The organism is Halorubrum sp. T3 (assembly GCF_000296615.1).
Classification (GTDB): domain Archaea; phylum Halobacteriota; class Halobacteria; order Halobacteriales; family Haloferacaceae; genus Halorubrum; species Halorubrum ruber.
Genome location: NZ_JH815330.1, coordinates 1,130,747 through 1,147,439, shown reverse-complemented (window position 1 = coordinate 1,147,439; position 16,693 = coordinate 1,130,747). Strand labels below are relative to the sequence as shown.

Annotated in this window: 16 protein-coding genes; 5 read left to right on the top strand and 11 right to left on the bottom strand. The window is 70.1% G+C overall.

Annotated features, from left to right (window positions below; genetic code table 11):
- Positions 1-3 precede the first annotated feature (3 nt).
- The gene (locus B378_RS0114860; protein WP_017344557.1) at positions 4-1,623 is read right to left on the bottom strand and encodes a cryptochrome/deoxyribodipyrimidine photo-lyase family protein; all 1,620 of its coding nucleotides are present in this window, start codon (positions 1,621-1,623) and stop codon (positions 4-6) included.
- A gap of 100 nt (positions 1,624-1,723) precedes the next feature.
- Here B378_RS0114860 and B378_RS0114855 point away from each other — a divergent pair, with 100 nt between their 5' ends.
- Positions 1,724-3,640: a prolyl oligopeptidase family serine peptidase gene (locus B378_RS0114855; RefSeq protein WP_017344556.1), complete on the top strand. Its 1,917-nt coding sequence runs from the start codon at positions 1,724-1,726 to the stop codon at positions 3,638-3,640.
- A gap of 66 nt (positions 3,641-3,706) precedes the next feature.
- Here B378_RS0114855 and B378_RS0114850 read toward each other — a convergent pair whose 3' ends face one another.
- From B378_RS0114850 to B378_RS0114820, 7 genes are all read right to left on the bottom strand, one after another.
- Positions 3,707-4,579 (bottom strand): sulfurtransferase, encoded by an 873-nt coding sequence (locus tag B378_RS0114850; RefSeq protein ID WP_017344555.1) that lies wholly within the window; start codon positions 4,577-4,579, stop codon positions 3,707-3,709.
- Positions 4,580-4,718: 139 nt separating this feature from the next.
- Complete coding sequence (locus B378_RS0114845) at positions 4,719-5,141, bottom strand: universal stress protein (RefSeq protein ID WP_017344554.1); 423 nt, start codon at positions 5,139-5,141, stop codon at positions 4,719-4,721.
- Positions 5,142-5,210: 69 nt separating this feature from the next.
- A complete protein-coding gene (locus B378_RS0114840) occupies positions 5,211-6,200 on the bottom strand; it encodes a Gfo/Idh/MocA family protein (protein WP_017344553.1) in 990 nt (329 codons plus the stop codon).
- 86 nt (positions 6,201-6,286) lie between these two features.
- Positions 6,287-6,808 carry a GNAT family N-acetyltransferase gene (locus B378_RS0114835; RefSeq protein WP_017344552.1) on the bottom strand — a complete coding sequence of 174 codons (522 nt, stop codon included), beginning with the start codon at positions 6,806-6,808 and terminating at the stop codon, positions 6,287-6,289.
- Positions 6,805-8,052 (bottom strand): TIGR00300 family protein, encoded by a 1,248-nt coding sequence (locus B378_RS0114830; protein WP_017344551.1) that lies wholly within the window; start codon positions 8,050-8,052, stop codon positions 6,805-6,807. Before B378_RS0114830 ends, B378_RS0114835 begins: the two co-directional genes overlap by 4 nt.
- A gap of 177 nt (positions 8,053-8,229) precedes the next feature.
- Complete coding sequence (locus B378_RS16535; protein ID WP_082224278.1) at positions 8,230-8,433, bottom strand: hypothetical protein; 204 nt, start codon at positions 8,431-8,433, stop codon at positions 8,230-8,232.
- Positions 8,434-8,625: 192 nt separating this feature from the next.
- A complete protein-coding gene (locus B378_RS0114820; RefSeq protein WP_017344550.1) occupies positions 8,626-10,527 on the bottom strand; it encodes a site-2 protease family protein in 1,902 nt (633 codons plus the stop codon).
- Between the two features lie 108 nt (positions 10,528-10,635).
- On the opposite strand from B378_RS0114820, the gene B378_RS0114815 reads away from it, so the two are divergent.
- Positions 10,636-11,121 (top strand): MauE/DoxX family redox-associated membrane protein, encoded by a 486-nt coding sequence (locus tag B378_RS0114815; RefSeq protein WP_017344549.1) that lies wholly within the window; start codon positions 10,636-10,638, stop codon positions 11,119-11,121.
- Between the two features lie 63 nt (positions 11,122-11,184).
- Positions 11,185-11,424 carry a hypothetical protein gene (locus B378_RS0114810; RefSeq protein ID WP_017344548.1) on the top strand — a complete coding sequence of 80 codons (240 nt, stop codon included), beginning with the start codon at positions 11,185-11,187 and terminating at the stop codon, positions 11,422-11,424.
- Between the two features lie 36 nt (positions 11,425-11,460).
- Here the strand turns inward: B378_RS0114810 and B378_RS0114805 are convergent, their stop codons facing one another.
- From B378_RS0114805 to B378_RS0114795, 3 genes are all read right to left on the bottom strand, one after another.
- A complete protein-coding gene (locus tag B378_RS0114805) occupies positions 11,461-13,146 on the bottom strand; it encodes a methyl-accepting chemotaxis protein (protein ID WP_017344547.1) in 1,686 nt (561 codons plus the stop codon).
- A gap of 167 nt (positions 13,147-13,313) precedes the next feature.
- Positions 13,314-14,297, bottom strand: a complete 984-nt coding sequence (locus B378_RS0114800; protein ID WP_017344546.1) for a 5,10-methylenetetrahydromethanopterin reductase — start codon at positions 14,295-14,297, stop codon at positions 13,314-13,316.
- 2 nt (positions 14,298-14,299) lie between these two features.
- On the bottom strand, positions 14,300-15,055 hold the full coding sequence (locus tag B378_RS0114795) for a coenzyme F420-0:L-glutamate ligase (RefSeq protein ID WP_017344545.1): 756 nt from the start codon (positions 15,053-15,055) through the stop codon (positions 14,300-14,302).
- A 428-nt stretch (positions 15,056-15,483) separates the two neighbouring features.
- Here B378_RS0114795 and B378_RS0114785 point away from each other — a divergent pair, with 428 nt between their 5' ends.
- The gene (locus B378_RS0114785) at positions 15,484-15,987 is read left to right on the top strand and encodes a DUF367 family protein (RefSeq protein ID WP_017344543.1); all 504 of its coding nucleotides are present in this window, start codon (positions 15,484-15,486) and stop codon (positions 15,985-15,987) included.
- Between the two features lie 81 nt (positions 15,988-16,068).
- Positions 16,069-16,542 (top strand): redoxin domain-containing protein, encoded by a 474-nt coding sequence (locus B378_RS0114780; RefSeq protein ID WP_017344542.1) that lies wholly within the window; start codon positions 16,069-16,071, stop codon positions 16,540-16,542.
- Positions 16,543-16,693 lie beyond the last annotated feature (151 nt).

Sequence of the window (16,693 nt, the reverse complement as noted above, 5' to 3'; positions counted from 1 at the left end):
GCCTCACCCGAAGTCGTCGAGGCCGGTCTGAGAGGTCCCGCCGGCGTCGGTCGCGTCCGCTCTCCCCGGCTCGCCGCGCTCGGCCGCGATCGACCGTGCGGCCTCGATCCCGCCCGACAGCGACGCGCGACGCGCTGTCTCCTCCTCGCCGAGTCGCGCCGCGGCCGCGCCGTGGACCGCGCCGTACCGCTCGCGGAACTCGCTGCGGGCCGCCTCGTAGTCGACGACCGGGTACGGGTACTCCTCGCCGACCCGGACGCCGACCTCGCGCTGGACCGCGAGGGGCGCCTTCTCGGGGGCGTCGAGGTGTGCGGCCGGCAGCGGGTCGAGTTCGGGGACCCACCGCGTGACGAACTCGCCGTCCGGATCCTGATCGCGCACCTGCTTGCGGGGGTCGTACAATCGCAGACCGGGACGGCCGACCAGCCCGCACTGCGACTGCCACTGGGTGTAGTTGATCGCGGCGTCGCCGTCGATCAGGTGCTCGTAGAAGTGGTCCGCGCCGATCTTCCACGGCTGCTGGAGGATATGGAAGTAGACGGAGGCGCACAGCGCCCGCATCCGGAAGTTGAGCCACCCCGTCTCCCGCAGACAGCGCATGCTCGCGTCGACCATCGGGAACCCGGTCTCGCCGCGCTTCCACGCCGCGACGAGGTCGGGATCGTGTCGGTCGTGGTTGAACCCCTCGTAGACGGGGTTGACGGCGCGGTCGAGCCATCCCGGCCAGTCGAGCAGCTTCTGGGTGTAGTGGCGGTTCCAGTAGAGCCGGGAGACGAACATCGACTTGCCGCGGCCGTCGGGCGCCTTCTCGTCGACGTGCCGGTGGACCTCCCGAACCGAGAGGCATCCGAACCGCAGATAGGGGGAAAGGCCGCTCGTTCCGTCGCGGGCGTCGACCGGCGAGGAGATGGAGCCGGGGTATTCCGCGATCCGTTCGGTGAACGCGCGGAGGCGCTCGCGGCCGGCCTCGCGCCCGCCGGTCGGGACGCGCGTCTTCGTCGACTTGACGTCGTACGCGTCGGCGACCGCTTCGGGGTCGATCCCGGTCTCGACGCCGTCGACCGCGACGGATCGGGGGTCCCAGTCGAACGGGTCGGCCGCGAGCCACGACTCGACGTGATCGCTCCAGTCCTCGCGCGGGCGGTCAGCGTCGCGGACGAGGCCATCCCCGTCGACGAAGCGGACACCGAGCCGCTCGCGGGCGCGCTCGTCGCGGCGGCGCCCGTACCGACCGGTCGCGCTCGCGCTCGCGACCACGTCCCAGCCGGCGTCGACGAACCGCCCCAGCACGTCGATCGGGTCGCCGTGGGCGTACGTCAGCCCGGCACCGTCGACGTCGCGGTACTGGCGGTCGAGGTCGCGCAGGCAGTCGTGGAGGAACGCGATCCGCGCGTCGCAGGCCGCGCCCCGCTCGTCGTAGAATCCGGGGTCGAAGACGAACAGCGGGACGATCCGGTCGGCCTCGTCGGCGGCCGCCGCGACCGCTGGGTTGTCTTTGATCCGGAGGTCGTCGCGGTGCCAGACGACGGTTCCTGTCTCGTCGGGTCGACCGTCGGCCTCGGAGAGCGACCGGACCGCTTCCGAGTCGGGGCTCGACGGGAGCCCGGCGTCGCCCGCGGTCATGTAAATTAGTGGTAACGGGCCGGCGGCGCAAGGGCCTGTCGGCCGCCGCGGGGTCCGCGGCGGAAACGTTGAATAGGGAGCCGTCACCGTGTTGACATGGATGTCAGACTCAGACGAGACCGACGTACTGCGCGAACTCGCGAAGCTGCCGACGATCGCGAGCCCGCGCGTGTCCCCGGACGGAGAGACCGTCGCCCTCTACTACGACGTCACCGGCCGCAACGAGCTTCACCTCTATGACCTCGACGACGGCTCCCTAGAGCAGCTCAGCGACGGCGACGTTCCCCGGTCGGTCCGGGCCGGGTTCAAGTGGGACCCGAGCGGCGACCGACTGTTCTATCACCGCGACGAGGCCGGCGACGAGCAGCACGACGTGTGGGCGATGTCGCTCGACGGCGAGAGCGAGCCCGTCGTCGAGATGGACGGACAGATCCGGCTCCACGACGTGGGCGAGGACGGCGAAACGCTCCTGCTCGGCTCCAGCCGCGACGGGCAGATGAACCTCTACCGCCACGACCTGCCGAGCGGCGAGACGGCGAAGCTCACCGACTACGACCGCGCGGTCAACGCCGGCGAGCTCTCGCCCGACGGCGACCGGATCGCGTACGCGACCAACGAGACGGACACCTACGAGAACCTCGACGCCTACGTCGCGGACGCGGACGGCGCGAACCCGCGGAACCTCGGGGTCGGCGACCTCGGCGCGGAGGTCGTGCCGACCGACTGGGGCCCCGACGGCGAGCGCCTGCTGATCACGGACAACAGCGCCGACCTCGGCCGGGCCGGGATCGTCGACCTCGGCGGCGGGGACGCGGCCAGCCCGGACGGCGACGCCGCGGACGTGACCTGGTTCGGCGCGGGCGAGTTCGAGGAGTCCCCGAGCCACTTCCTCGACGACGGCGACCGGTTCGTCGCGAGCCGGACGCGCGGCGCCGTGACGGTCCCGGTCGTCTACGACGCCGAGACCGGCGAGGGCCGCGAGCTCGACTTCCCGGCCGGCGTCGCCAGCGTGGCCGACGGCCGCCTCGCGGACGACCGCCTGCTCGCGTACCGGACGACGTCGAGCCGGCGGCCGGAACTAGTCGCGTACGACCTCAGCGCCGACGAGACGGAGACGCTGTTCGACGCGGAGTACGGTCCGTTCGACCCGGACGACTTCGTGGAGCCCGAGACGGTCTCGTTCGCCTCCGACGGCGTCCCCGAAACGCCGGCGCGCGCGGTCGACCACGACCCGTACGAGGAGTTCGAGATCGAGGGGCTGCTGTTCGACTCGGGGCGACGCCCCTCGCCGCTGATCGTCAACCCGCACGGCGGCCCGCGACACCACGACAGCCGGCGGTTCAGCTACCGCGTCCAGTTCCTGCTCTCGCGCGGCTACTCGGTCCTCCAGGTGAACTACCGTGGCTCCACGGGGCGTGGCCGCGAGTTCGTCCAGGAGCTGTACGACGACTGGGGCGGCGCCGAGCAGGGCGACGTGGCGGTCGGCGCCGAGCACGTCCTCGACGAGTACGACTGGCTCGACGAGGACCGCGTCGCCGTTTACGGCGGCTCCTACGGCGGCTACTCCGCGAACTGGCAGATGGTCCAGTACCCGGACCTGTACGCCGCGGGGGTCACGTGGGTCGGCGTCAGCGACCTGTTCGACATGTACGAGAACACCATGCCGCACTTCCGGACGGAGCTCATGGTGAAGAACCTCGGCGAGCCGGACGAGAACGAGGCGATCTACCGCGAGCGCAGCCCCGTCAATTACGTCGAAAACGTCGACGCGCCCCTCCTGATCGTCCACGGCGTCAACGACCCGCGGGTGCCGGTCTCGCAGGCGCGCATCCTCCGCGACGCGCTCGATGACGCCGGCTTCGAGGAGGGTGTCGACTACGAGTACGAGGAGCTCGGCGAGGAGGGCCACGGCTCCGGCGACATCGACCAGAAGATCCGCTCGCTGGAGCTGCTCGACGACTTCCTCGACCGCAAAATCGGCGCGGAGCGGACCGCGGTCGCGTCGCTGGAGGGCTGAGGCGGTGACTCCCCGCGTCGGGAGTAGTTGAAAAGGGGTACGGCGGTCAGCGACCGCGAGCTTCGCTTACTCGCCGGTCTCGATCGGCGCGCCGACGAGGTTCCCCCACTCGGTCCACGAGCCGTCGTAGTTGCGGACGTCGTCGTAGCCGAGCAGCTCGTGGAGCAGGAACCACTCGATCGACGAGCGCTCGCCCACGCGGCAGTAGGTGATCGTCGATTCGTCGCCGTCGACGCCGGCGTCGCTGTACAGCTCGCGGAGCTCGTCCGCGCTCTTGAACGTCCCGTCCTCGTTCAGCGTGGTGCCGATCGGTACGTTGCTGGCGCCGGGGATGTGGCCGCCGCGCTGGGCGGTCTCGTTGAGCCCCTCGGGCGCGATGACCTCGCCGGAGAACTCCTCGGGGGAGCGGACGTCGACCATCGGGATCCCCTCCTCGATCGCCTTGTCGATGTCGTCCTTGTACGCGCGGACGCTCTCGAAGGGGCCGCGGGCCTCGTAGTCGCGCGGCGTGAAGTCGGGCTCTTCGGTCGAGAGCGGGTAGTCGTTCTCGACCCAGTACCCCTTCCCGCCGTCGATCACGCGGATGTCGTCGTGGCCGTAGTACTTGTAGATCCAGTAGCCGAACAGCGCGAACCAGTTCGGGACGCGGCCGCCGCCGTACACGACGACCGTCGTGTCGGCGTCGATGCCGCCCTCGCCGTTTCGGGCCGCGAAGTCCGCCTTCGAGACGATGTCGCGCTCGGTCTCGTCGGTGAACACCGCGTCCCACTCGAAGTTGAGCGCGCCGGGGACGTGGCCCTCCTCGTAGGGCGTGTACTCCGACTCGTCGGTGACGGTCGGGTTGTTGATCTCGACGAGCCGGAGGTCCGAGTCGTCGTCCTGGAAGCGGTCCAAGCGGTCTTCGACCCAGTCCGCCGTGACGAGTACGTCTTCTGTCATCACCCGTACTACGGTCTAACGCCGTTTTGAACGTCCGATAATGGCGGTTCTTTCCGGCGCCTGTGACAGCCGGATCGGCGCGCGAAAACGGAAAATTCGACCGCCTCGCGGCCGCTCAGTCGTTTTCTTCGGCTGACACCTACCGGATCACCGTCACGGGCACGTCGGCCTTGTCGACGACGCTTTTCGCGACGCTGCCGACGACCTGCTCGCGCTCCTCCGAGAGCCCCCGGTGGCCGACGTAGATGGCGTCGACCGGCTCCTCGTTCGCGTACTCGGTGAGCGCGTCGGCCGGACGCCCCGTGAGGAGCTGGGTCTCGACGTCGATCGGTTCGTCGACCGCCTCCTCCGCGATGCTCCGAGCGCTCTCTAAGACCCCTTGTCCGGCCTCGACGGCGGCCTCCTCGCCCGGGAGGACGATCGTCCCGTCGACGAGCTCCGAGTCCGGCGTCAACACGTGGGCGATCTCGAGCGTCTCGTAGAACGCGACCGCCTGACGCGCCGCGTACCGGACGGCTTCGTCGCTCTCCGTCGACCCGTCGGTCGCAACGAGGTAGCTCATACGCGGAGATGCGTCCGTGAGACACATAACTCCTGCCGGGCGTTCCCGGCCGACGACTCCGCGATCGGGTTACTTCTCCCGGCCGCTACCTCCCGGCCGAACCCGATCCCCATCCGAGGCGTGGATCGCGTCGAGCACCTCCTGAACGCGTGTCGCCTCCGCGAACGAGACGAGGTCGCCGCCCTCGCCCTCAACCGCCCCCGCAAACTCCGTCAGGAGCGCGCTCACGGTGTCGCCGCGCTCGTCAACGAGCGTCTCCTCGTCCTCGCGCCCCCGGTTCCGAACGAGCCGGTACCACGCCGTCAGCGACAGCGACGCCTCGTCGCCGACGACCGTGATCGCGTTCTCCTCCTCGCCCTCGTGGTCGCAGAGCAGGTCGATCGTTCCCCTGACGCCGTCGACCCGGAAGGAGCCGACAACGTCGTCCTCGTAGGTCTCCGGTCCGGAGTAGCCCACGTCGGCGGAGACGGTCTCGATCGGGCCGAACAGCTCCTGAACGCCGAACAGGAAGTGCGTCCCGACCTCGCGGAGCGGGCCGCCCTGCTCGCGCGACTCCAACCACGCCACGTCCTGCCACTCGCGAGGCCACTCCGGGAACCGGAACCGGAGTTCGACCCGGCGCGGGTCGCCGATATCGCCCGCGGCGACCGCCTCGCGCAGGCGGACGAACCCCGGCGTGTAGCGGAACGGGAGGTTCACGGCCGTGACGCGGTCCGTCTCCTCCGCGAGCCCGACGAGTTCGCGGCCCGTCTCCGCGTCCGCCGCGATGGGCTTCTCGCAGATGACGTGCCTGTCGGCAGCGAGCGCGTCGGCGACGACCTCGCGGTGGGCGAGCGGCGGCACGCCGACGTACACCGCGTCGAGGTCGTCGCGCTCGACGAGCGAGGCGTGGTCGGTCGTCGTCTGGGTGCGGTCGGTGCCGTGGTCGGCCGCGAGCGACGCCGCGCGGTCCGCGTCGAGGTCGCAGGCGGCCGCCAGTTCGTATTGGTCGTGCTCCGCGACGGCGGCCGCGAGTCGGTTCCCGATGACGCCGCAGCCGACGATCCCGATCTGTATCACGGCCGACGAGAGCGGGCGAGCGCGCTTGTAGCTTCGGGAGTCGGAACGGGTCGGGTCGGGCCGATTGCGGTCGCGTGGCCGTGATGTCAGGCGTCGTCCAGCGGCCGCGCCACCATCTTGCCCCACGGCTCGAAGCCGTGACGGTCGTAGAACCCCTTCGCGCGCTCGTTCGCGGGGTCGACGTCGAGGACCAGTCGGTCGAGTGGGAGGTCCTGATCGGCCGCGAGCGCGAGCGCGGCGTCGATCAGGTCGTCGGCGACGCCGGTGCCGCGGTGGTCGGGGGCGACGTAGATCTCGTTCAGGACCGCCGCGTCCCAGATCATCGCGGTGCGCTCGGGGAGGACGAAGACGTAGCCGACGACCGAAGCGCCGCTTTCGGCCTCACTTCGGTCGACCGCGACGGTCACGCACCGCTCGTCGTCGGCGACGCAGCGGTCGACCCAGTCGAGCCACCGCTCGCGGTAGGCGTCGGTGAGCTTCCCCTCGTAGGCGGCCGCCTTCTCGTCGCCGCCGGTGTTCTCGCCGAGGCCGCGCTCGAAGGCGCGCTTCAGTTCGTAGAGGCCGTCCGCGTCGCGCTCGCGGTCGTAGGGGCGGAGTTCGGGGGTCACGCCTCGTCCCCCTCCAGCACGAACTCCGCGAGCGTCGGCACGAACGTCCCGATGTCGGTGACCATCCCGATCGCCTGCGCGGAGCCGCGGTCGAGCAGCTGGGTGACCGTTGCGGGGTTGATGTCGACGCAGACGGTCTTCGTCGTCGACGGGAGGCAGTTTCCCACCGCGACGGAGTGGAGCAGCGTCGCGAGCATGATCACGAGGTCGGCGTCGTGGGCCTGCTCGCGGATCGCGTCCTGCGCCTCGACCGCGTCGGTGATCGTGTCCGGGAGCGGGCCGTCGTCGCGGATCGAGCCCGCGAGGACGGTGTCGACGTCATTCTCGACGCACTCGTACATCACGCCCTCCGTGACGATTCCCTCGTCGACTGCCGCCTCGATCCCGCCGGCCCGGATGATCTCCGAGATGGTCCAGATGTGGTGTTTGTGGCCCTTCCGCGGGTGTTCGAGCGTCTCGACGTTCATCCCCAGCGAGGTGCCGTAGATGGAGCGCTCTAAGTCGTGCGTGGCGAAGCCGTTGCCCGCCGAGAGCGCGTCGACGTAGCCAGCGGCGACGAGGTCCGCGAGCGCGTCGCCGGCGCCGGAGTGGATCACGGCCGGCCCCGCGACGACCATCACGTTGCCGCCGTCTTCCTTCACCGCGCGAAGCTCCTCGGCGACCTCGCGGATCGTCGACTCCGAAGGGCGCTCGGCGGAGACGCCGCCCTGCATGAAGCCGAACGCGCCGCCGCCGCTCCGCGGGCGCTCCGGCGGGTTCACGCGGATCCCGGACTGGTCCGTCGCGACGAGGTCGCCTTCCTGGACCGCGTTGAGCGTCTTGGTGTAGGCGCGGGGGGAACCGTCGGAGGCGCCTTCGGGATCGACGACGAGCGCGCAGTCCATCTCGATCCGCTCGACGTCGATCCACTCGCCGTCGTACAACACCTCGGTCGGGTGGTTCGTCGTCGAGTAGAAGTTCGGCGGCACCACCTTGTCCGCGGGCGCCGCGACGAGGTCCACCTCGGAGGGGTCCTCCAGTACGGCGCCGTTCTGGTGGAGCTCGTGGAGGATGTCGCGCAGCGTCTCTGGGTCGTCGGCGGAGACGGTCAGCCGGCAGTACGACTCCTCAGTTTCGTGTTTTCCGACGTCGAACTGCTCGACGTCGAACGAGCCGCCGAGGTCCATCACCGCGCCGAAGCAGCGCTGCATCGTGCCGCTGTCGATGATGTGACCTTCGAGTTCGACGGTCCGCGAGTGCGTCATACGGAGGCGTCGCGCCCGTCGGGGAAACCGGTTTCCCTCGGTCTGTTACGACTCTTCAACAGAGAGGATTCTGACGTATCTCGCGCAGTACGGAAACGGCGGTGAACGGTAGCGAGGGAGTATGAACCTGTGTGGTTGATCGGTTACTTATAAACCGGATCGTGGTGTTGCCGTCGGCTATTTATACGTGGCCGATGGCGCGGTGACGATCTCCAAAGCCCCAGCCGCTCGTTTATAAATGACGGCCAGTAGATCGACGAAGACAACCTCCAAAGCCCCAGCCGCTCGTTTATAAATGCCTGATCGCGGATCGACGGAGACAACCTCCAAAGCCCCAGCCGGGAAGCGGGCGCACGCTCGCTGCGCGCTTCGGTCGCTCACTCCGTTCGCTCCCTCCAGTGCTTGCGTCGCCTGCGCCTGCTTCCCGGCTGCCCCTTTGAGTCCCGCACCGCACGGCACCGCGCCTCACTCCTCCCCAGCCTCGCGGTTCGCGCTCTTCGAGCGCTCACCGCTCCCTCGCGCGTGCTCCTCGCGGCCGCCTTCGGCGGCCACTCGGAGGCGCGCGCCACCGCCTCAGATAACCCCGAGCGCGGTGAGGATCTGGTTGCCAAAGATCATCGCGACCAGCCCGGCCAGCATGACGAGCCCGGACGAGACCGTTATCGTCCGCACCGCGGCGTGCCGGTCGCTGATCGGGACCCGGCTGATCACCGCCTCGGCGACCATCCGGAGGATGCGGCCGCCGTCCAGCGGGAACGCCGGCAGGCAGTTGAACAGCGCCAGCTGGATGTTGATCCACCCCGACCAGAAGAGGAGGTTCGCAAGCAGGAAGGTGCCGCCCCCGAGCGCCGCCAGCGGCCCCTCGACGACGAAGAAGTTGGTCAGGTCGCCGGTGAACCCCGCGAAGTTGAACGGGAGTCCGAAGAGGCTGCCGAGCGGGAGGATGAGCGCGACGAAGACGAGGCCGAGCGGCGACTCCGTGACCCCGCCGAGCGGGAGCCCGTCCGCGGCCTCCTGACCGCCGTCGCCGCCGAGCAGTTCGAGGTACGCGCCGGCGGGGTACTCGGTGACGCCCACGTCGTCGAGCGCGAGCCCGCTCGTGCCGGGGAAGACGCTGACGCCGATGAACCCGCCGTCGCGATTCGGGTGCGCGTCGAGCTCCACGTCGTACGTGGTGCGCTCGCCGTCGGCGTCGTAGACGGTGACGGGAACGGTCTCGCCGGCCTCGCGCTCGCCGAGGACGGCCGAGAGCGCCTCGTTGTCGGCGACGCGCTCGCTGTCGACCGAGACGATCGTCAGCGGCTCGCCGAGCGCGGCGCCCGCGTCGTGGATCGGGCCGTCCTCCTGAACGCCGACGACGTACGCGCCGACCGGCACGTCGGGGACGGTGACCGCCGCGTCGCCGTCGGCCGCCTCGACGCCGGACGCGTTCTCGGCGCCCGGCGCGTCGCGGACTTGGTCGAGGACGGTCGCGTTCCCCGTCACGGTCAGCGTTGCGCGCTCGTCGCCGCCGACCGCGTCGAAGAAGTCCGACTCGGTCGCGACCGGCTCGCCGTTCACGGCCGCGATCGTCACGGGCACCTCCTCGATGGTCACCCCGAGGGGGTTGCCGCCGGCGGAGCCGACCACCTGTAGCTCGCGGTCGACCGTCACCGTCTCCCGCGTCTCGCCGTCGTCGACCGTGAGCGCGACGGAGTCGCCGGCGTCGGCGATCGCGGACTCGAACTCGCCGCTCGTCTCGATCGGCGTCCCCGCCACCTCGACGACGCGGTCGCCCTGCGAGAGGTCGGCCGCGGCCGCCGGGGAGCCGGGGTTCACCTCGCCGACCGCGTAGCCGGCCGCCGGCGAGATGGCGCCGACGACCGGGCCGAAGAGGAGCGCGAAGACGACGATCGTCAGCACCGTGTTCGCGGTAACGCCGGCCGCGAACATCCGGGCGCGGGCGCCGCGAGACGCCTCTTGGGTCGCCTCCTCGTCGGGTTCGACGAACGCGCCGACCGGGAGCAGCGCGAAGAAGACGAGCCCCATCGAGTCGATGTCGATGTCCTCGACCCGGCAGAGCAGGCCGTGCGCGCCCTCGTGGACCACCATCGCGCCGGCGAGGCCGGCGACGATCTCGGGCGCGACCGACAGCGGGAGGAAGTCGTTGACGCCGGGGATGATGAGGAAGTTCTGCGGCTGCTGGATCGCGGAGGGCTGCGCGTTCGTGAACGCGGACATCGCCGATGAGAGGATGAGCGCGAACGACGCCACCATCGCCACCAAAGCCCCGCCGAGTCCGAGGTTGGCGACCGCACGCCAGAACCGCTTCGGGGCCGCGAGTCGACCGAGGAAGGCGCGCCCGCGGAGCGTCCGGAGGGTCAACACCGGGCCGGAGACCCTGAACGCGTCCGGGAGGACCCCCTTGTTCCGCAGGTACATCGCGACCGCGGAGTACGCGAGGATCCCGGTGAGCACCCAGAACAGCGTGTTCATTACGGGTCAGTTAGGTTCGGCCGTTCCTAAGACGTTCGGTTCCCGGAATCCGGGCCGGCCGCGGCGGGGCGGCGAGGAGTAATACGCCTCCCGTTCGTGGGACGAGGCGTGACCGACGCAGACCGAACGCAGTCCAGGCCGGTGGCCGACGCGCCGGACGAGTCGCACAGCCAGGGAAGCGGCGAGTCCGAGCGCTCGCTCGCGCCGCTGATGGGCGCGACGTACGTCGTCGCCGGTATCGCGCACTTCCTCGCTCCGAAGCGGTTCGCCGAGGCGGTTCCGCCCTCGTTCCCGCGGCCGGTGGGGCTCGTCTACCTCTCCGGAATCGCCGAGATCCTCCTCGGGATCGGCGTCGCGATCCCGCGGACGCGACGCCCGTCGGCGTGGGGGATCGTCGCCCTCCTCGTGGCCGTGTTCCCGGCGAACGTCCACCTCGCCCGGAGCGACACCCTGAACGACCTCGTCTCCGACCGGCTCGTCGGCCCGGCGCGGCTCGCGGCGTGGATCCGGCTGCCGTTCCAGGGCGTCCTGATCGGCTGGGCGCTGCGGTACGCGCGCGCCGACGAGGCGGCGACGCCGCGGTCGGAAGGGTGAATCGATCGGCGAATCGCCGCCGCGAACTCAACACCCAAGTACCCCCCGGCCCAACCGTGGCCCATGATCGCGCTCATCGACTTCGTTTCGCGGCTGGTCGGCGACGTCGGCCGGTTCGTCGACATCTTCCTGAACGACCTGATCCTCGGCGCGGGCGACCCGCTGTCGGCGCTGCTCGTCGTCGTCGGACAGCTCCTGCTTGTCGGCGGCGTCGCCGTGTTCGGCTACGCCGCGGTCGGCGCGCTGCTCAACGAGATCGGCGTGAACCTCCCCGCGCTCGGCGGTCGCGGCCGCTCCGAATAAAGAGGTGAAAACCGGGGGCTCGATCGGACCCTCTCTTCAGTCGTCGTCGGCGCCCGTCGCCGACCGCGTCCCGGAACCGCTCGCCGGCCCCCCGACCGCGGTCGCGGCCCCGTCCGACCCGTCCGGCACCTCGAACTCGTTCAGCCGCGCGAGCAGCTCGTCGGACTGGTCCGAGAGCGTGTGGACCTGCCCCGTCACCTCGGAGACGGTCGCGGTCTGCTCCTCGGCCGCGGCCGCGACGGTCTCGGCCTCGGTCGCGGTCTGTCTGCTCACGGACGCGACCCCGTCGACCATGTCGACGACCTCCTGGGTCGTGCGCGCTTGGTCGTCGGTCGCGTCGCTGATCTCCTGGACGGTCTCGTCGACCGTCGTCACGTCCTCGACGACCCCCTCGAACTCCCGCAGCGTCGACTCGATCGTCTCGACGCCGTCCGCGACCTGCGTCTCCATCTCCTCGGCGTCGGCCGCGGTCTCTGCCGACGCCTCTTGGACCTCCTCGATCCGCCCGGAGATCTCCGCCGCAGACTCGCGGGTCTCCTCCGCGAGCGACTTCACCTCGTCCGCGACGACCGCGAACCCGTCGCCGGAGCCGTCGGCGCGCGCCGCCTCGATGGAGGCGTTCAGGGCGAGCAGGTTGGTCTCCTCCGCGATCTCGTCGATCACGGCTGCGATCTCGTCGATCTCGCCGACCCGCTCCGCGAGGTCGGTGACCGCGGCCGCCGTCTCGCCGATCCGGGTTTCGAGGGTCTCCAGCTCCGCGATCGCCTCGGCTGCCTCCTCTCGGCCGGACCGACCGCGCTCGGCGGCGTCGCGGGCGGTCTCGGCCGCGTCGTCCGCGCTCGCCGCGATCTCCTCGACCGTCGCGGACAGCGTGTTCATCTCGCCGGCGATCGCCTCTAACTCGTCCGTCTGCTCTGCTGCGCCGTCGGAGATCTCCTGAACCGAGCGGGCGACTTCGCCGCTCGCGTCGTCGACCTCGTCCATGCTCGCGCGCACGTCGTCCGCGGTGCCGGCCACGTCGGCGGTGAACGAGCCGACGTCGCCGAGCGTCTCGCCGAGGGTCGCCACGAGCCGGTTGTAGTTGTCGACGAGCTCGGCGTACCGCTCCTCGTCGGTCGCCAGCGCGTCCGCGTCGATGGTCGCCGTCAGGTCGCCGTCCTGCGCGCGCTCCGCGGCGTCGCCGAAGGCGTCGACGAGCGCCTCCAGCTCGGCCGTGTAGGCGGCGAGGTTCTCGGCCATCTCGTCGAGCGACTCGCCGAAGGAGCCCGGGACGTCCTCGTCGAGCGCCGGGTCGTCGAACTCCTGAGCCGCGAGCGCCTCCGCCTGCGCCGAGACGGTGGTGAGATAGCCGTGGACCTCGCCGAACGCGCCGACGAGGCTCCCGACCTCGTCGGGTTGGGTTGGATCGAGCGCGCCGGCCGCGTCGCCGTCCGACTGATCGGCCGCGTCGACGCCGCTCGTCCCCTCGATCTCTCCCGCGGCGATCGCGTCCGCCTCGCGCTCTAACGCTCGGATCGGGGCGACGAAGTCGCGTCGGACGATGAGCAGGGTGTTGTAGATGGCGACGACCGCGCCGAGGAACAGGGCGCCGGAGACGACGTACGCGGCGGTCCCGGAGAGGACAAACTGCGTGACGAAGATGCCGACGGTGACGAGGAACTGGATGCCGACCGCCGTGACGACCTTGCGCTCTATCGACTCCGTGACGCCGAGGGCGTCCATCGTCCGCCACAGAATAGCCTCGTACCGCCCGCGTATCCCCGGGCGGCGCTGTCGTGTCGTGGACATGTTCGGACCTCGATGAGAACGCCATATGAACCTCCCGCCGGGGTTATCAGGACCGATTCTCGATTGTCACGGGGTGAGAATCCGCCGCGGTGCGGGAGGTGTTAAAAGAGCCCGTCGACCGCGTCGGCGGCGAGGTCGACGGCGTTCTCCAAGTCCGGGCCGAGCGGCGAGCCGACGACGAGCCCGTCGGCGTGCTCGGCGACCGCGGCGGCGCGTTCGCGGACGGTCTCGGGGGTGCCCGCCATACAGAACGCGTCTATCATCTCCGGGGTCACGCGCTCGAAGGCGGCGGAGAACTCGCCGGCCGAGACGCGGTCGCCGATTTCCGTCGCCGCGTCCGGGTCGATCCCGTGGCGCTTCAGGACGGGCGGCGCGGCGCCCGCGGTGATGAACGCGACCGGCGGGCGGGCGGCCTCGCGGGCGGCGGTCTCGTCCTCGGCGATAGAGACGGCGGCGTACGCGATCAGGTCGAACTCGCCGCGGTGGTCGGGCCTGTCCGCGAGGCCGTCGTCGACCTGCTCGCGGGCCCACACGAGGTCCTTCGGGTGCGAGCCGTTGTACAGCAGCCCGTCGGCGTGCTTCGCGGCCATCCGGCACATGTGCGGCCCCTCGCCGCCGACGTGGACCGGAATATCAGCCCCCTGCGGCGGCTCGTAGTTGAGCCCGGCGTCGGTCGCGTCGAAGGTCCCCTGGTGGTCGACGCGCTCGCCGGCCCACAGCTTCTGGGCGGTCTTGAACGCCTCCAGCACGGGGCGGAGCCCGCGCTCGTCTTCGAGCCCGAGGTTCGCCAGCGTCGAGGGGTCGCCGGGGCCGAGGCCGAAGACGGCCCGGCCCCCGGACGCCTCGTCGAGGGTGGCGACCTTCGAGGCGAGCGTCACCGGGTGCGTCTCGTAGGGGTTCGCGACGCCCGGGCCGAGCCGGACGGAGTCCGTGGCGGCCGCGAGCCGCGAGAGGAACGCCCACGGGTCGCGGTTGTTGTAGTGACACGTCGAGTAGACGGCGTCGTAGCCGGCGTCCTCGGCGCGGACGCCGAGGTCGACGAGGCGGGACAACTCGTGTTCGGGGGTGAGTTCGATACCGAGCATGGTTATTCGTCGAAGGTCCACTCCCGCAGGGCCTGCCGGACGAAGTCGCCCTCGACCTCGCGGAAGTGGTTGTCCGAGCCGTCGTGGTCGCCGAACTCCCAGTCGCGGACGACGACGACGGGGGTTCCGCCGTCGCCCTCGCCCGCGACGAGGTTGGCGGCCGCGGCCAGCTCGTCGATCACGTTCTGGACGGTGACGCCCATCTCGCGGCCGTCGCGGTCCGTCTCGCCGCGCCAGTCGCGACTGGCGGGGGTTCCGGCCCAGCCGATCGCGACGCCGCGCTGGCCGTGGCGGAACGGGCGCCCGCAGGTGTCGCTGACGACGACGCGGTCGGCCGCGAGCCCCTCGCGGATCCGCGCCGCGCTGTCGGAGGGGCGCTCGGGGAGCAGCAGCAGGTCGCCGTCGGGAACGTTCGACCGGTCGATGCCGGCGTTAACGCCGATATGGCCGAAGCGCGTCGCGGTGAGGAGGAAGGGCGCCTCCATGAGGAGCTCCGTCGACTCCTCGATGACGGCCTGCGCGAAGCGCGGATCCTTCTGTTCGCCCGAAATCTCCGCGAGCCGGTCGGCGACCGCCTCTGCGCGCTCGCTCGCCGGGAAGTCGTCGAGGTCGAAGACGCGCCCCTCGGCCTTCGAGACGACCGTGCTGGCGACGACGACCACGTCGTCCTCACGGAGGTCGACGCGCTCGTCGATCATGGCCGCCAGATCGTCTCCCTCCCGGATCTCCGGGAGGTCCGGAACCGCGAACAGCTCCATACGATCACCTGCGCGGCGACGAGGAAAAACACCGCCGGTACCGGGTCGGTTTGACGGTATCGGGACCGTGGCGCGAGATCCGACGATGCGTATCATCGTTCGTCGAACTAAATCCGAAATAGCTGTTTGATATTCGTTGTACAGGGAGAAAAGATAAACGTATATTAGGAGATAGAAGAGATAACGAGACGTTCAGCCGAACAGTTTTGTACCACGAGCGGCAAGCGTGGCCTGCGATGTGTGAACTAACGACGGACGACGAACCGGCGCCGGTCGAGACGCGGACGCGCGTCCCGGCCGAGAGCGACGACTCGGAACCGATCCTGACCCGGACCCGCGCCCCGTGACGGGCGGCGGGCGACGGCTCCGCGTATTTTTGTGTTGTCCACGTCCGCACGGCTTATAGGCGACTCCGTCGAATCCGGGGTGTGGACCTCCACGTCCGGTACGAGGGCGACGACGACCCCGACAAGTGTACGGCCCGGAAGCTCGCGCGCTTCGACCTCGCGGCGCTCCATCGCTCGGACCGGGCCACGCCGTACGGGGTCGTCCTCAACCCCCACGCCGAGCGGGCGCTCTCGCCGGCGGACGCCGAGATGGCCCGCGAGAGCGCCCTCGTCGCGCTCGACTGCTCGTGGGAGTCGGCGGGCGAGAAAATGTTCTCGTTACCCGGCGAGCACCGCGCGCTCCCGTACCTCGTCGCCGCCAATCCCGTGAACTTCGGGCGGCCGATGCGGCTCACGACGGTCGAGGCGTTCGCGGCCGCACTGATCATCCTCGGCGAGCGCGACCACGCCGAGCGGGTCCTGTCGAAGTTCACGTGGGGCGAGACGTTCCTCGAACTCAACGACGAGCCGCTCCGGCGGTACGCCGACTGTGATGATTCCTCGGAGATCGTCGCGATCCAACAGGAGTACCTCGACCGCGAGTAGCGGTCCGCGACCCCGCGCCGACACCGGCACCGAACGCGGTCGCGACAAGCCTTTTGCGTGAATCGACCGTACTGTGTGAAGATGGTATCCACAGGCGACGCCGCACCCACGTTCACCGCGACGGTCGGCACGAGCGACCACGAGCCGTTCGACCTCGACGAGGAGATCGGCGACGGGCCGGTCGTGCTCGCCTTTTTCCCCGGCGCGTTCACGCCGCCGTGTACGAATGAGATGATCGCGTTCCAGGAGCGCGCCGACGCGTTCGAGTCGGCCGGCGCGACCCTCTTCGGGGTCAGCGCCGACTCGCCGTTCTCGCAGGGCGCGTTCCGCGAGGAGCACGGGATCGAGTTCGACCTCGTGAGCGACATGGCCGGCGACGCGATCCGGGCGTACGGGCTGGAGATCGACATCGCCGAGCTGGGCCTCCACGGCATCGCCAACCGGGCGGTGTTCGTGATCGACGACGACGGCGAGGTCGTCTACGACTGGGTCGCCGACGACCCGACGAACGAACCCGACTACGAGGCGGTCCTCGACGCCGTCGAGAGCGCTTAAAAACCAGTTGCCGCTCCAGTCATCTTTTTATAAGCCAGCGGGGTGACCGTAGTGGCGCATCTCTCTGGAGCCCCAGCCGATCGCTTATAAATAACTGCTAACCGATCAGCGGCAAACACCCCCAAAGCCCCAGCCGCGAGGAGGCCGTACG

What these genes read in the sequence shown, in the direction of transcription:
- B378_RS0114810 (WP_017344548.1), top strand. Translation starts at nt 11,185, where the DNA reads ATGATCGCGCTCATCGACTTCGTTTCGCGGCTGGTCGGCGACGTCGGC.
- B378_RS0114780 (WP_017344542.1), top strand. Translation starts at nt 16,069, where the DNA reads ATGGTATCCACAGGCGACGCCGCACCCACGTTCACCGCGACGGTCGGC.
- B378_RS0114860 (WP_017344557.1), bottom strand. Translation starts at nt 1,623, where the DNA reads ATGACCGCGGGCGACGCCGGGCTCCCGTCGAGCCCCGACTCGGAAGCG.
- B378_RS0114820 (WP_017344550.1), bottom strand. Translation starts at nt 10,527, where the DNA reads ATGAACACGCTGTTCTGGGTGCTCACCGGGATCCTCGCGTACTCCGCG.
- B378_RS0114830 (WP_017344551.1), bottom strand. Translation starts at nt 8,052, where the DNA reads ATGACGCACTCGCGGACCGTCGAACTCGAAGGTCACATCATCGACAGC.
- B378_RS0114850 (WP_017344555.1), bottom strand. Translation starts at nt 4,579, where the DNA reads ATGACAGAAGACGTACTCGTCACGGCGGACTGGGTCGAAGACCGCTTG.
- B378_RS0114800 (WP_017344546.1), bottom strand. Translation starts at nt 14,297, where the DNA reads ATGCTCGGTATCGAACTCACCCCCGAACACGAGTTGTCCCGCCTCGTC.
- B378_RS0114855 (WP_017344556.1), top strand. Translation starts at nt 1,724, where the DNA reads ATGTCAGACTCAGACGAGACCGACGTACTGCGCGAACTCGCGAAGCTG.
- B378_RS0114845 (WP_017344554.1), bottom strand. Translation starts at nt 5,141, where the DNA reads ATGAGCTACCTCGTTGCGACCGACGGGTCGACGGAGAGCGACGAAGCC.
- B378_RS0114805 (WP_017344547.1), bottom strand. Translation starts at nt 13,146, where the DNA reads ATGGACGCCCTCGGCGTCACGGAGTCGATAGAGCGCAAGGTCGTCACG.
- B378_RS0114795 (WP_017344545.1), bottom strand. Translation starts at nt 15,055, where the DNA reads ATGGAGCTGTTCGCGGTTCCGGACCTCCCGGAGATCCGGGAGGGAGAC.